We start from the raw sequence: 14,768 nt of genomic DNA, 5'->3' as shown, positions 1-14,768 counted from the left end.
TTGCCTATGACTTTGCTGAGCAAATCAAACAGGCATCGGGGGGCAAACTGGATATAAAGGTACACTCTGGCGCGTCGTTGATGAAACACCCAGAGATCCCCCGTGCCGTTCGCACCGGTCAAGTGCAACTGGGCGAAGTCTTCATTGGCATCATGGGCAACACTCACCCTATTTTTAAACATGACAATATCCCTTTCTTAGCCACTGACTATGTTCAGGCTCAGAAACTGTGGCAGGCAGCAAAACCTGAAATTGAAAAACAACTAAGCAAGGAAGGAATGATACTGCTTTACACCGTTCCGTGGCCCGCGCAAAGCCTCTATACCAAAAAGCCTGTCAGCGCCTTAGCTGATATCAAAGGCACCAAGATGCGCGCATACAGCCCTTCTACATCGCGTCTTGCCGATCTAATGAATACGACACCAACCACAGTGCAAGTACCCGACATACCGCAAGCATTCAGCACTGGTATTATTGATGCTATGGTCACCTCGCCGTCTACGGGGGCCAATGGTCAAGCTTGGGACTACTTGAGCCACTTCACTGAAATTAAGGCATGGATCCCGAAAAACTTTGTCGTCGTCAACAAGCGTGCATTCAAGCGTTTGGACAAAGCGTTGCAGCAAACCATCTTGGATGCGGCAGCCGCCGCAGAAGCGCGAGGTTGGACTGAGGTGTTGGATCAAGAAGCCAAAGATACTAAGACCTTGGCGGACAATGGTATTGTTGTCTCAAAGCCTTCAAAACAGTTACTAAGCGAGTTGAAAGCGATAGGTGTCACCATGACAGAAGAGTGGAAAAAAGAGAATTCGCAGGCACTTGAACCGATATTGAAAGCCTATAAAAATTAAGAGTTAATAATGACTCAAGACGTTCCCTCCTCTAAAAATGGAATTGGGGAGGGCTTTAAACATCATGAGCTACGCCTGTCTGGAAGTATTATTATGAAACGAGCTCTCTATCTGCTGTCCGGTGGTTTATCTGGCTTTTTTATTGTATTGATCATGCTGATAATACTTGCACAAATCATCGGCCGGATGTTCGGTTTTATTGTTCCCTCGGCCGGAGACTTTTCCGGGTATGCACTGGCAGCCTCTACCTTTTTTGGTCTCGCCTATACCTTTCGCGAAGGCGGCCACATCAGAGTCAATCTGGCTATTCAACGGTTACCGAGAGCAATACAACAACCGCTGGAGTCTATCGTTCTTACACTCGCTCTTATACTACTGTGCTTTTGCAGTTACTACTGTGCCTATATGGTCTGGGAGTCATACGATTTTGAGGAGGTGACCCACGGCTATATCCCGATCCCACTCTGGATACCACAAGTACCATTAGCACTCGGTATGGGCGCTTTCACTCTCGCTGTGCTAGACAGCCTGCTTGATAATATTCGTGGCATCACTCCTCACTTCAAGCAGAGGGAAGGTGAAGACGCATCGCCGGAAAAAGTTCAAGCCACTGACACGCATAAATCAACTCTGACAAACAATCAGGAGGGCGTGTAATGACTGACATCACGGTGATCTCTTTCATACTTGCAGTCTCGATGCTGTTATTTCTGGCTGCTGGGTTATGGGTGTCGCTTACATTGATAGGCGTGGGTGTGATGGGGCTTTACCTGACGGGTAATGAACAAATTGGCCTGTTATTTGGTTCCTCAAGTTGGGGGGCAAGCACCAGTTGGTCTCTCACAGCACTGCCGATGTTTATCTGGATGGGTGAACTTTTGTTCCGTACCCGCCTCTCGGAAGATTTGTTCAAAGGTCTATCCCCCTGGCTCAGCGGTTTTCCCGGAAAATTGCTCCATGTCAATGTGTTGAGCTGTGGCATTTTCGCCGCCGTATCAGGCTCCTCAGCCGCGACGGCTGCAACCATTGGCCGCATGACCCTGCCGGAACTCAAGGCGCAAGGCTACAGTGAAAAAATGGCAGTAGGAACGCTGGCAGGTTCTGGCACGCTCGGGCTGCTTATTCCCCCCTCAATTATCTTAATCGTCTACGGAGTCGCAGCAGAAGTCTCTATTGGCCGATTGTTCATTGCGGGTGCGTTGCCCGGTATTATGCTTATGCTTCTTTTTGTCGGTTACACCACCCTATGGGCGTTAATGAACAAACAAGGAGTGCCACAACACAAAAGCAACGACGTGAACTGGCAAACACGATTCAACGCACTCAAAAAATTACTTCCTATTGTTGTCCTTATTTCCTTCGTACTGGGCTCGATCTATGGTGGCTTCACCACCCCAACAGAAGCGGCGGCCCTGGGAGTTTTCGGTGCAATGGTACTGGCTGCACTTACCGGTTCGTTAAGTCGCCAGAGTTTTATCGACAGTCTTCTTGGCGCGGTGAAAAGTGCCTGTATGATTGGATTAATCCTTGTTGGCGCGCACTTCCTTACGCTGGCAATGGGGTTTCTCGGCATTCCCCGTGCATTGGCAGAGTGGATAGCAGCCATGTCACTGTCACCATTTGAACTCTTACTTTACCTCACCATTTTATTTGTGGTGCTAGGGTGCTTTCTGGATGGGATATCCGTTGTAGTACTTACCGTTGCCGTCGTTTTGCCTATGGTCCAGCAGGCAGGTATTGATCTACTCTGGTTTGGTATATTCATTGTTCTGGTGGTTGAGCTTTCGCAAATCACCCCACCTGTCGGCTTCAATCTGTTCGTTATTCAGGCACTGACAGGGAAAAACATTCTCTATGTCGCACAGGCTGCCTTTCCCTTTTTTATGCTGATCCTTTTAGGGTTAGTGTTAATTACTGTCTTCCCGGAAATTGTAACCTATCTGCCGACGACCATGAGCCAACGCTAAAGTCATCAGGGCACAAAACAGCCTGTCCAGAAGGAAGACTACAAGGAGTGAGTTGAAATGAAATTGAACTGTGACATGGGAGAGAGCTTTGGCGCATGGACCATGGGAAGAGATGCCGACGTCATGCCTTGCATTGATATGGCGAGTATTGCCTGCGGCTTTCACGCTTCTGACCCGGTCACGATGCAAAAGACTGTCGCTTTGGCTCTAAAGCATAAGACCACCATAGGCGCGCACCCCGGCTATCCGGATTTAATGGGTTTTGGCCGTCGCCAATTCGATTGCTCTGAAGAGGAGCTGTATGCTTGGCTCGGTTATCAAATAGGTGCGCTGCAAGGCATTTGTCATCAACAAAATACGCTTGTGCAGTATGTAAAGCCGCACGGTGCGCTCTACAACACCATGATGAAAGACGTGGCGGTTTTAAAAACGGTGATGCAAGCAGTTAAAGATACGGCACCAGATTGTTCGCTGATAGTGATGGCAATACCAGACCGCCAGCCGATCATAGAGATGGCCGATCGCATAGGCATTGCACTGATGTTCGAGGCCTTTTCTGACCGTGCTTACGATGAATATGGTTTCCTTGTCGATCGCAGAATAGAAGGAGCGGTTCATCAGAGTGCAGAGGCAATTATCAGTCAGGTACAACAAATCATTGAACAAGGGTCGGTAACCACTCTTAAAGGTCACACGTTAGAGATGAAAGCGGACACACTTTGTATTCACGGTGACGGACCGCATGCGGCCACGGTCGCCAACGCTCTGACTACATGGAGGAAAAATGATGCGAATTGAGGCAGTCAATGAACAAACATTGATTGTGTATTTTGGCGACAGAATCGATGACAAAATAGCAGCAGATGTCAATCGCGCTATTTTCCAAGTGAGGGAGCATCTCGGTGACCTCGTCACTGACATGGTTCCTTCTTACAATTCGATACTGATAAGCTTCAATTTACATCGCACCGATAGGTTTGACATCATTAAGCGCATACGACTTGCCCTGAATACAAACACTGACCAAACGAGCGAAAATACTCATCATCAGGTGGTTGAAATCCCGGTTTATTATGGTGAGGAAGTCGCACTTGATCTGGCAGATGTGTGCCAACAAACCGGACTGAATAGCGAGACTGTCATCAATATCCACTCTGAACGAGAGTACCGGGTATATGCTATTGGATTTAGTCCGGGATTTGCCTACTTGGGGAGTCTTGATGATGCGATTGTCGTCCCCCGTAAATCAACGCCCCGACTGAAAGTACCAACAGGCAGTGTAGGATTAGCGGACAACCAAACAGCGATTTACCCCAGCAGCACACCGGGAGGCTGGCAAATTATTGGTCGAACTCCGCTGGATATGGTCGATTGGAACAGCGAATCACTGGCGAAAGTTAACGTTGGCAACCGGGTTAGGTTTTGCCCCATCAACCGGGATGAGTTTCTTAAGCGAGGAGGAAAGCTATGAGCTTTGAGGTACTTGCTCCCGGCATACTGACCTTGCTTCAGGACAGTGGTCGTGTCGGCTATCAGCATTTGGGCATTACGACGGGTGGTCCGATGGATGAACATGCTTACTATTGGGCTAACCGTTTGTTAGGAAACGACCCGTCTGCAGTACAACTGGAAATTACGTTCGGTCAGCTTCAACTTCAGGCTAATGCCAGCTCAACGATTGCGATTACTGGTGCGGATCTCTGTGCCACGCTAAACGACAAGGTGATCACTCCATGGCGGACTTATGCCATTGCGTCGGGCGACGTACTCGCATTTGTGACACCGAAAAGTGGCTTAAGAGCTTACCTTGCCGTATCGGGAGGCTTTCAGTGTCAGCCCAAACTTGGCAGTTGTTCAACGGTGAAGCGAGAGCAGCTGGGCGGTTTATCGGGCCTTGGTCATGCAATAGCAACAGGTGATATCCTCCCCTTCGAATCGAACACAACACGGCCCGAACAGCGCGTGCCCAAATGGGCCATACCGAATTACGATGTACCGCTGGAGCTTGGGGTAATACCCTCCTATCAACATGCCTCATTTAGCCGTGACGAGCAGATGACCTTTTATACCAGCAACTATGAGGTCAGCCAGCATATCGACCGAATGGGCTATCGCCTCTCCGGCCCACCGGTGACCAGTCAGCTTGATGGCATCATCTCTGAGGGCATAGCGTTTGGTGCCATCCAAATACCCAGTGATGGCCAACCCATTGTGCTGATGAAAGATCGACAAACTATCGGCGGCTACCCAAAGATTGGCTGTCTTAGCAGCTTAGGAACCAGTCAGCTTTCTCAGCGGCAACCGGGACAAATTGTCACTTTCTCGCCAAGTGATGTAGCGGATGCAGAGATAGAGAGAAGGCTCTTCAATCGAGTAATTCTGGGCTGAAAAGAAGAAAGAACCCATATAAATCGCAGTGAAGAAGGTTTAGCAGACAGTCATTCCTTATGGCTGCTTTATCGATATAAGCTTTTAGCGCGGTAGTATTATCTATTATTAAATCCTTCTAAAAACCCTGATAATTGGGGCATTAAAGATTCTGTTATCTATTAACTAACAGAGCCTCAATATATACAAAGTCTAATTCAAACAATTGAAGTTAAATATATTTATATGGCGATGGCCATTTGAATTCAAATAAAGAGTTGAATAGCCACTGACTTGATAGACACACTTGAGTTAGACATGATAACTGACAAAGAGGTATTTATGAGCGGCGAGAGATTCCAGAATAATTAAAAATTTCAGCAGTAAAACAGGGCATCGAAAAAAGCCGGATCGCGCTATTAAGAGGCGGTTATGGCTCATCCTTGATTGACATGTCTTTTATTTGGATATCTTCTTACAGCCCATTTTCAATGAAGCGTTAACAGCTAATATGATCAATCAGCATATGAAAATAAACATTAGCACTTATGAGGCGTTCATGAAAAAGATAATTAATGTAGGTATTACTGGTTGGTTACTTATCGTCCCGTCAGTTGTGATAACCCTAGTAGCTGCTCCTCCTGTATTCGTTTGGGCTCTTACATATTGCGCGGTTATATGGTTGTTTGTAAAAACGCAAAAAACGATGCTTGATAGGGGGGTAATGGTTGTATTTTCAGGAGCAATTATTGCTGTGGCTGGCAAAACCTTGATAGAAGCAATTGTCCCCCCTTCACCAGCTTTTGATAGTTATGAAATGATAGAATCCTTTTTTCAAATGATGATTATGATGAGCGGTGGCCTGGGTGGCGGCCTTATCTCACATCATGTTATTACCGAAGAAAAAGCACCGAACGCATAAAAAGCTCCCCCGTCATCTAAGCGTATCGAGCCGATATCTGTTGAGTAGATGATTAATTATCCTACAGGGGCATTTTGTCCCCTTGCTCTCACCGATTCCTCTTGCTACATTTATACTGTTTATTTATACAGTATAATTGAGTTATGCCAGCTATCCGATTCAAAAGTACCTTTCGAACTGTCACAGTCTGGTGCCCGTCTCATCACCTCGACCGCACCTCAAGGGTTGACTACATCCCTGCCCTGCTAAAAGACGGCAGTTTGGTTTATTACATGTTTGGCGGGTTTATCGAACGCAGGCAACTTCGCTATGAACAGCGGGTAAAAATGGTCAACATTATTGGGTTCTCAACCAATGATGATGAAAAAGGGCCATGGGAGGCTGTCAGCGACCAAAGACTTCTCGGTGTCTACAAGGATCAGCGATATTTCTTGGTGCTGGATAAAGGGAAAGTGGTTGAGGTGTGAGTAAAAATAGATGTAACCGATCTTAACAAGTCATCTTGCATGATTAAAAACGTGTTTTATTGCATGAATAAGCAGGGGCTTACCAAACGTAATATGCCGGTAGAATAGTGTCTTCTGTCAGACGGTTTACTCACTTCCTCTCAGACAACTAGAAATGCGCTATCGACACTATATTAATTGCCATCATTGAAGCCCATGCTCACCTCAAAGATCGCCTCAGCGAATATTTCTTACTATAGTGACGCATCGCATCAGGGGCGGGCTCTGCGAGGGTAGCTCTGTCAAATAGGTAACCGTAAAAGCAATCACAAAAACAATCAGCGTAATCTTCGCGGTGCTCGACAAATGTACCTAGGTATATTGGATAAACTAAACGTCGAATCAGCTACTCTTTCCATCCATCAAAATGGTCCAACAAATGTTCAATAGCAAGACGCGCTCTGAGCGGCAGGAACTTACGATTCTGATAGACCACCCAAGAGGTGATTTTCTCTGTCCAGTAAGGGGTGAGAACGGGGACCAAATCACCGTCATCAACCGCCTGCTTTAAACTGCTTTTTGGCATATAAGCAATACCCAGTCCGCGTTTGCATGCCTCTACCAACCCAATCGTGTTGTTGCAGCGGAAACGCCCTGATACCTTCACAGGTAACTCTTTGCCTTCGTGTTCAAACAGCCATGTATCGTTGTTGGTGATTAAACACGAATGGTGAGCTAACGCTTTCAGATCGGTGATCTCACCGTGTTCCAAAAGGTAAGCTGGTGACGCAACCGCCATTAAACTGCGATCGGCAAGTTTTCTCGCGACCAAACCTGAATCTTGCAGCCGCCCATAGCGAATGGCAAAGTCGATTCCATCCTCAACAAAATTGACATGTCGACTGCTGAAATCCACTTCAATTGTTAATTTCGGGTGTTTCTTAGCAAACTCTATCAGTGCAGGGGCAACAAATTGTTCAGCAAACGAGCCTGCCATGCTGATACGGAGCGTACCCTGTAAATCAAACTGCGCACCTTTCACCATTTCATTGGCTTGATCAAGCCCATTCATTAGCTCTTGGCATTGCAGGTAATATTGCTGACCTGTCTCTGTCAGCTTAATCGAACGTGTAGATCGCGCGAAAAGTGAAGTGCCTAAACGCTGTTCCAGCCGAGACACTTGACGGGAAACATGGCTTACCGAGCAATTCAGACGCCTCGCGGCTTCGCTGAAGTTCTTGGCGTCTGCCACTGTTACAAACTCAATGATGCCATCAAAACTGATAGAGTTAAGGAACATAGTATTATTGCCATATAGCAAAGAAGGTTTTTCATTTTAACGGATTATCATCTGTATAGCTAAAGCATAGAATCCTGACTGTCTGGCGGTCTTTCCCCAAAGCCACCCCATATTGAAAGGATTACACTATGAAAAATATTCTTATCATCGTCACCAATCACGCAACACTTGGCACAACTGATCAGAAGAATGGCACCTTCGCTCCGGAGTTAACCCACGCACTCGATGCATTTCTTCAAGCGGGTTTTAACTACGATGTAGCTTCCATCAGCGGCGGCGCAGCGCCTTTTTATGGCGAAGATATAGAAGGTGATGATGTCAACGCACGAGTTTTTAACAATTCAGAATTCCAGTCTCGCGTGAGAAATACCATCCCAGTAAACCAATTGAATATCGACGATTATGACGCCATTTTTTATCCCGGAGGGTTCGGGCTACTGTCTGATTTAGCAGAGCACGCAACGACAGCAACTCTGGCGGCATCGCTTTATGAGAGAGGCGGCGTTATCGGTTCAGTGTGTCATGGCCCAGCAGGTTTACTCCCTATCACCCTAAGTAATGGTCAACCGTTAATTGCCGATAAAAACTTGACAGGTTTTACTCGGGAAGAAGAAGTGGATTTCGGCACAATCAATGACATTCCTTTTTTATTGGAAGAGGCGCTGACACGAAAAGCAGCGAAATTCAGTAAGATTCAACCCTGGGGTGAGCATGTCATTGTTGACGACCGCTTGGTAACAGGACAAAACCCGGCAAGTGCACATGGCGTAGGTAAAGCCATAGTTGATTTGCTGAAGTAAAAGAAATAGCGCGCAGAAAAATAGAATGTATAGCGAAGCGACCAATTCATCCAATAATTAAACATGTATGAGCATTTAAAGCGATAAACGCTACATTGAGTACCAACGTGCCACGACCACAGTGGCACGTTTTTAAATTTACATAAAGACGAAATATTCAAATAAAATATTGAGACCTTAAATTATTTATTATGCAGTCAGGATATTCTGTTAATAATTCAAATACTGCGATAGCCAGAAGTCGGCGAATATTTCGCTCATATAATCAAATTATATTAAGACCCTGAGTATAGCGGCTGCAAATCAATGGCTACGATTTCATCATATTCACAAATTAGATCACAATTTTGCGACGGTTTTATAAAATACGTTGCGGGTCGCATTTTGCCTGTTATTTTGTGGCAGAAGTGTTATCTCAGTAACGCAGCATTGCCCACATTTTTATAAGGACATATAGATGAATAGTAAGAATATTTGGCCCGAAGATGCAGATGGTGATGCCTTTCGTATTCTTGAACAGCGAGATTTTGACTTCGGTCAATCCCATGAAATTGAGTTCTCAATTGACTTTCCCTCATGGCCTCTGACAGAGGAACAACAAAAGCTGGTTTTAGACAAATTGCCTGAAGCCAAATTTACCGAACTTGAGCCAGAATATCTTGAGGAAGACGATAATTCTGGTTACGTCTCTTTTTTTATAAAAGATAAAGTGACATACGAGCTAATCGTTAGAGAGCAAAAAAGACTCAGTGATTTGTTTTCTGATATGGACGGGTATTGTAATTCATGGAGTGTATGCAGCCCGTGTGGCGGATAATTTTCTAGATATACATGGAATAGAAAAACTGTCCTGATCTATGTCTGAGTATTGTGGACCTCAAATAAAAAGGGTGATGAACTCACCCCCTACTATTAAATGTACATTTTGCTTCGAAAGTACCGCTGATATGGACTAGATAATAGAGAAAAAATATAGGTATTTACTCACTCATATTACTATTGTCGGCATACCACTCTTTCTGTTGTTGCTTACTCTTAAACGTCCATGCCAATAAGCGGGTGATCTTTTGTCCCTGCTCCATCTCAATGACTTTCACTTCAACGGCACCTATAGCCTGAAGCTGTTTACGTAAAAGAGGCAGGTTTTCTTTTTTGGATACCAGACTAGTGAACCACAGACATTGCATCGCAAATGCCTGGCTTTGTATCACCATACGTTTGAGAAATGCCGCTTCACCGCCAGGACACCAGAGCTCTGCTTTCTGTCCACCGAAGTTAAGCACAGGCTGGCCTTTGGCTTTTTGATATTGTGCGCTTTTAAGCGTCCCTTTCTTACGAGCATTTGCCTGAAGATTCCTGACCTTGCGCGCTGAACCCGCTGTCGCTTCTGCCAGTGATGCATGAAAGGGAGGATTGCACATCGTGAAATCGAACCTGTCATTCGAACCTATCATGCCATTGAGGATGTTGTCTGGATTGGCCTGCAGTCGGCAGTCGATATGACCGTCAAGAGCTTTGTTGGCAGATACGATGAATTTAGCCGCTTTGACTGAGATAGGGTCAATATCTGCAGCAACAAATTGCCAACCGTAAACACTATGTCCGATTATGGGGTAGACACAGTTTGCTCCAGTACCAATATCGAGGCCACGTACCTGCTTGCCTTTGGGGATATGACCACCAGCGTTTTGAGACAGTAAATCAGCGATGTAGTGAAGATAATCCGCCCTTCCCGGTATGGGAGGACAAAGGTAGCCATCAGGAATATCCCAATGTTCAACATGATAAAAGTGCTGTAACAATGCCTTGTTGAGCATTTTTACCGCTTTGGGGTCGGAGAAATTGACCGATGGATTGCCGAATGGATTCAGCTCGATAAACGGGGTTAAATCCGGGCAGCATGCCGTTAACGCATTGAAGTCATACTGATCACGATGGGGGTTTCTTGGGTGTAACCCTTTTTTTGACGGCACCGATCGGCTATTCATCCTTTCAGTTGCCACCTTGTTCGGCTTCTTTTTTGTACCTTTTGCGTGGGTATTGCTGCTCTTCCCCTTTTTACTCGCTGTTTCAGGCTTACGACCGCCATGAGTTACAGACTTGTCGCTATTAACAGACTTATCGGCTGACTGCAGTCCATGGGGCTTTTTACTGCCGCTCTTTTGCTTTTGGCTTCTTGGTTTATTTGTATTGGGCTTTTTGACGCTATTCGGCCGCATTGTGCTCACCTGGACATGGGTAAAACTGGGGGAGGCATTGTACCCTCAGTCGTCGAAAAACGGCAGTGAATATACACATCAAAAATGAATCTACTCAGCTGAGTCCTTCTGAGCAATTACAATGGTGATTCAACCGCCATTCGTCCCACATAAACACAGGTTTGATACTCAAAATACAAATGATCACCTTCGCGGTGAGAATTAAATAATTTCTCTAGTTGGTCAACCAGTATTTGATACTCTCCCGAGCCTTGTGGCGGACAATAAGAGGATGAGCGTAACCTGCCAACCAGTTGCTCAAAGTTCATCATTTGGCGGTGAGGACACACATGTTTTTTTTCGAAGTGGTCGAAAAACGCTTCGACTTCTTGATCTGTGATTGATAAATGCGTGACCTTTAAATAATCAACGGCATAACGTTTTAATAGCTGATCGTACTCACGGTGAAACAGAGAGCGCAGATCGCGCTTGTTCCAGATAATAGCGACAACACCATCGTGCGTGAGGATGCGACGAAATTCTTCTTTGGTTGCAATGTTATTAAACCAGTGAAAAGACTGAGCGGCGGTGATCATATTCACACTGGCAGCGTCTAGCCCTGTGCTTTCTGCACTGCCGTTGAGGCTGGTAAATGACACATCATCGGACAGCGCATCCTCCGCCGCCTGACGCATATTATCATTTGGCTCAACACCGTAAACACAGTAACCGCTTTCCAACAATTGTTTAGAAAAGATACCCGTTCCACTGCCAACGTCTGCCACCTGACTTTTCTTGTCTGCATAGTGAGCCAAAATATCGATGACATCCTCAGGATAATCAGGGCGAAAACGCACATAGTCTGCGACTTTTTCAGTAAAACGCTCTTTGGAATTTTTCACTTTTGCTCCCAGTGATAAACCACCTCATTCACACCAAAGGGTACGATTTATCACTCCGTTACTCTGGAAACCATTGGCTGAGCTTTTCACGTGCTTTTGCACCGTGTTCTTCTTTGATGTGAGTGACAACCGCAGCCACGGCCGCAGCCAACACGCCCAAATCATCAGAGTACCCAGCCACGGGCGTGAGATCTGGGATAGCATCCAATGGAGCAATGAAATATCCCAGCGCAGAAAATATGGTCAGTTTTGCCCATTTTGGCGTGTCTTCGTCCAGCGCAGCAAAATACAATTTTAAGGCCTGTTCGAGAACATCCAGCCCGGCTCGCTGAGCAACTGAGCGCGCCTTTTCCCAAAATCCAGTGTCTGAATATTGTTTGAGAAAAGTGCTGCTTTGTTGCTCGTTTTCACGTTCTTCCTGCGGCTTGTCCATCACTCCCCCATTTTTGCTATGGTTTATTTGCGGCTCGAATAGCGTTGATAAAATGAGAACCGATTCACATCGACAGTACTCATCCCCTAAGTCTGGCATGGTCTGTTGTAACATCAGGTAACATATAGACAAAATTGTGACTGTACTAGGTCACTTTTACGCACTTTGTAAACATTTGAGCGAAACATTGATATTTCGCTCGTTGTTTTTGTTCGGGAGTACGCATGCAAATTTGGGTCAGTTTCCGCCGTTGGGTTAGCGCAACCTTTAACGAGCTCAACGGGAAAAACCTCTTCTTTCTGCTGATTTTCCATGTGATCACCAGTTGGCTACTGCTGACACTGGCGGGCGAAAAAGATCTGACTTCTGATCTTACCAATTATGTTTATTACTTGTTGGTCACAGCGTCAACAGTAGGCTATGGCGATATGTCGCCTACCTCAACCGCAGGTAAATGGATAGTGGCGTTATACGTTATTCCCGCTGGGCTTGGCATTTTTGCCGCCACAGTGGGAAGACTGGCCTCTACAGCAATCGAATCTTGGAAAAAAGGCATTATGGGAAAAAGGAGCCTCGACGTGTCAGATCATATTTTAATTCTCGGCTGGAATGGTCAACGCACTATGGACTTACTTGCCATGTTGCTGACGGAAGAACAACAACGCCGCATTGTGCTTTGCGTCAGGCCCGAAATTGAAAACCCAATGCCCGGACGGATCGACTTTGTCAGAGTGGCAAGCTTCACCGACGCAGCTGGCATGACAAAGACAGGTATTTCAGATGCAGCCTGTATCATCATAGATAATGAAGAAGATGATACGACATTAGCAGCGGCTCTCTATTGCGCCGGCCAAAACCCAGACGCGCACATGTTGGCGTATTTTCATGACCAAGCCTTGAGTGAATTGCTCAAACAACATTGCCCGAACGTAGAGTGTATTCCCTCTGTTGATATTGAGATGTTAGCTAAAGCTGCACTTGATCCTGGCTCTTCGGCGCTACATCATGAGCTTCTGAGCACCCGGAAGGGGATGACACAATACTCAGTGAAATTTCCGGACACCAGCGAGAAGACGACAATTGGCGAACTGTTTCTGACATTTAAACAGAAATACGATGCCACACTTATAGGTATTGATTGTGGTGAAGGCCTAAAGCTCAATCCTTCGCTGAATGCTACCGTTACACCGGGCTCACAACTATTCTATATAGCAGACGAACGGATCCATGACTTTGTTTGGTCATGACGAGGAGCACTTTCCACGGCTGACAATCTGAAAAGGGCTCGCTTTATTGCTTAAATATCAATGCCAATAATCTGGAGATATAGAGCAAGCATGGAGTTATATATTGTTTACTGAATCAAAAGGAAATTGACATGTCTCAACTGGTTTCATCTTTGACAAACCTGACCGACTTTCTGATGTATTTTGGTCTGGCCATTGCCTTTTTACTTGTATTCAAAGCCCTTTTCACCCGCATCACCCCCTATGATGAATGGCGACTGGTAAAAGAAGAACAGAACACCGCAGCTGCGCTCACGCTGTCTGGGGCATTCATTGGTTACAGTATTGCCATTGCCGGTGCGGCGAGTAACTCGGTCAACCTAATCGACTTTGCTGTTTGGGGTGTTGTGGCACTTGTGGCGCAAATTATTGCTTTCTTCATTGTGCGTTTTGGCTTTATGCCAAAGCTGGTCGAGCGAATTCAGAATAATGAGATCCCAGCAGGTATGCTGATGGGAGCGATGTCTGTTGCAGTAGGCCTGCTCAATGCGGCCTGTATGACATATTAGGAGGCTTACATGAAAAGAAGCGTCAATGTCGTCAGACCGAGAATGCGAAAGTCATGGGCACCCGTTTACCCTGCGGTAACCGTTGTTGCGTTTACCGCACTGACAGGCTGCAGTGACGACAGTGAAGAGGCGGAAATTTTTGCTGCCATTAATGACTGTATCGATAATAACCCGAGCTTCAGTGCCGAGTGTGGCAGTGCCTATCAAGAAGCACTGGCTCAAGCGCCTGCCGTTGCACCTAAATTCAACAGTTACGAAGACTGCGCCTACGAGTTTGGTTTGGATACCTGTTATCGGGATGATCGAACCGGGTGGTTTATGCCAGCCATGGCAGGCTATATGTTTGGCCGCCTGGCAGGAAGTAATCGTCCTTATTTTGCTCGTCCGATGTTCAGTTCATCCTACCCGGGCAGCGATTATTATGATGAGTGGATTTCGGATGATGGTTACAGCTTCGGGAAGAAGAAACGAAAAACGAAGCTGCGGGTATCAAAGTCTTTTCTGTCCGCGAAGCCCTCTATAAAAACCAAAACCCTGTCCCGTGGGGGATTTGGCTCCATGGCGGCCTCAAAGTCCAGCTTTGGTAAAACATCCAAATCTCGTAGCTGGGGCGGTTAACGTCTATTGGCGTCACTATGTACCCAAATAACCTGAATCCTGCATCTTCAGTGAATTTGGGCTTACATAGTGACACATGCTCTTTTCTGTTTTACCGACCCGAGGATACGTCTCTTACCGTTATGCGAGAGAAGTGCACAGTAAACGTGAACAGCAAACGTCACACAGT

17 protein-coding genes are annotated in these 14,768 nt (G+C 46.1%); 13 read left to right on the top strand and 4 right to left on the bottom strand.

Translation table 11 applies throughout. The annotated features are described in order from the left end of the window. The 8 genes from A8L45_RS05645 to A8L45_RS05610 all read left to right on the top strand — a co-directional run. A partial coding sequence (locus tag A8L45_RS05645) for a TRAP transporter substrate-binding protein (RefSeq protein ID WP_068900090.1) occupies positions 1-851 on the top strand: 851 nt, incomplete at its 5' end. A 93-nt stretch (positions 852-944) separates the two neighbouring features. Beyond that, positions 945-1,508, top strand: coding sequence for a TRAP transporter small permease (locus tag A8L45_RS05640; protein WP_068900113.1), 564 nt, complete (start codon positions 945-947; stop codon positions 1,506-1,508). Then, positions 1,508-2,818, top strand: a complete 1,311-nt coding sequence (locus A8L45_RS05635; RefSeq protein ID WP_068900088.1) for a TRAP transporter large permease — start codon at positions 1,508-1,510, stop codon at positions 2,816-2,818. The genes A8L45_RS05640 and A8L45_RS05635 overlap by 1 nt, the downstream gene beginning before the upstream one ends. Positions 2,819-2,875: 57 nt before the next feature. Next, on the top strand, positions 2,876-3,616 hold the full coding sequence (locus tag A8L45_RS05630) for a 5-oxoprolinase subunit PxpA (RefSeq protein ID WP_068900087.1): 741 nt from the start codon (positions 2,876-2,878) through the stop codon (positions 3,614-3,616). Further along, the gene (pxpB, locus tag A8L45_RS05625) at positions 3,603-4,289 is read left to right on the top strand and encodes a 5-oxoprolinase subunit PxpB (protein WP_068900085.1); all 687 of its coding nucleotides are present in this window, start codon (positions 3,603-3,605) and stop codon (positions 4,287-4,289) included. Before A8L45_RS05630 ends, pxpB begins: the two co-directional genes overlap by 14 nt. Further along, entirely contained in the window at positions 4,286-5,206 is a 921-nt protein-coding gene (locus A8L45_RS05620) for a 5-oxoprolinase subunit C family protein (protein WP_068900083.1), read from the top strand. Before pxpB ends, A8L45_RS05620 begins: the two co-directional genes overlap by 4 nt. A gap of 538 nt (positions 5,207-5,744) precedes the next feature. Then, a complete protein-coding gene (locus A8L45_RS05615; RefSeq protein ID WP_139122309.1) occupies positions 5,745-6,107 on the top strand; it encodes a hypothetical protein in 363 nt (120 codons plus the stop codon). Between the two features lie 143 nt (positions 6,108-6,250). Beyond that, entirely contained in the window at positions 6,251-6,574 is a 324-nt protein-coding gene (locus A8L45_RS05610; protein WP_068900078.1) for a hypothetical protein, read from the top strand. A 385-nt stretch (positions 6,575-6,959) separates the two neighbouring features. Here the strand turns inward: A8L45_RS05610 and A8L45_RS05605 are convergent, their stop codons facing one another. Next, complete coding sequence (locus A8L45_RS05605) at positions 6,960-7,853, bottom strand: LysR family transcriptional regulator (RefSeq protein WP_068900075.1); 894 nt, start codon at positions 7,851-7,853, stop codon at positions 6,960-6,962. 128 nt (positions 7,854-7,981) lie between these two features. On the opposite strand from A8L45_RS05605, the gene A8L45_RS05600 reads away from it, so the two are divergent. Both A8L45_RS05600 and A8L45_RS05595 read left to right on the top strand, forming a co-directional pair. Continuing rightward, the gene (locus A8L45_RS05600) at positions 7,982-8,653 is read left to right on the top strand and encodes a type 1 glutamine amidotransferase domain-containing protein (protein WP_068900073.1); all 672 of its coding nucleotides are present in this window, start codon (positions 7,982-7,984) and stop codon (positions 8,651-8,653) included. 457 nt (positions 8,654-9,110) lie between these two features. Beyond that, complete coding sequence (locus A8L45_RS05595; RefSeq protein ID WP_068900070.1) at positions 9,111-9,470, top strand: ribonuclease E inhibitor RraB; 360 nt, start codon at positions 9,111-9,113, stop codon at positions 9,468-9,470. A 163-nt stretch (positions 9,471-9,633) separates the two neighbouring features. On the opposite strand, the gene rlmF is transcribed toward A8L45_RS05595, so the two are convergent. From rlmF to A8L45_RS05580, 3 genes are all read right to left on the bottom strand, one after another. Continuing rightward, positions 9,634-10,641 (bottom strand): 23S rRNA (adenine(1618)-N(6))-methyltransferase RlmF, encoded by a 1,008-nt coding sequence (gene rlmF, locus A8L45_RS05590; protein WP_068900111.1) that lies wholly within the window; start codon positions 10,639-10,641, stop codon positions 9,634-9,636. A 347-nt stretch (positions 10,642-10,988) separates the two neighbouring features. Further along, positions 10,989-11,753 (bottom strand): class I SAM-dependent methyltransferase, encoded by a 765-nt coding sequence (locus tag A8L45_RS05585; protein WP_068900068.1) that lies wholly within the window; start codon positions 11,751-11,753, stop codon positions 10,989-10,991. Between the two features lie 58 nt (positions 11,754-11,811). Further along, complete coding sequence (locus A8L45_RS05580) at positions 11,812-12,186, bottom strand: YkvA family protein (RefSeq protein WP_068900067.1); 375 nt, start codon at positions 12,184-12,186, stop codon at positions 11,812-11,814. Between the two features lie 224 nt (positions 12,187-12,410). On the opposite strand from A8L45_RS05580, the gene A8L45_RS05575 reads away from it, so the two are divergent. The 3 genes from A8L45_RS05575 to A8L45_RS05565 all read left to right on the top strand — a co-directional run bounded on the left by A8L45_RS05575 (position 12,411) and on the right by A8L45_RS05565 (position 14,599). After that, positions 12,411-13,433 carry a potassium channel family protein gene (locus A8L45_RS05575; RefSeq protein ID WP_068900065.1) on the top strand — a complete coding sequence of 341 codons (1,023 nt, stop codon included), beginning with the start codon at positions 12,411-12,413 and terminating at the stop codon, positions 13,431-13,433. Between the two features lie 131 nt (positions 13,434-13,564). Continuing rightward, entirely contained in the window at positions 13,565-13,981 is a 417-nt protein-coding gene (locus tag A8L45_RS05570) for a DUF350 domain-containing protein (protein WP_068900063.1), read from the top strand. Between the two features lie 9 nt (positions 13,982-13,990). After that, positions 13,991-14,599 (top strand): DUF1190 domain-containing protein, encoded by a 609-nt coding sequence (locus tag A8L45_RS05565; protein WP_068900060.1) that lies wholly within the window; start codon positions 13,991-13,993, stop codon positions 14,597-14,599. Positions 14,600-14,768: the final 169 nt, after the last annotated feature.

Source organism: Veronia pacifica (assembly GCF_001707825.1).
GTDB classification, from domain to species: domain Bacteria; phylum Pseudomonadota; class Gammaproteobacteria; order Enterobacterales; family Vibrionaceae; genus Veronia; species Veronia pacifica.
The sequence above is the reverse complement of the archived record's forward strand: the minus strand, read 5'-3'. Positions and strand labels throughout refer to the sequence as shown.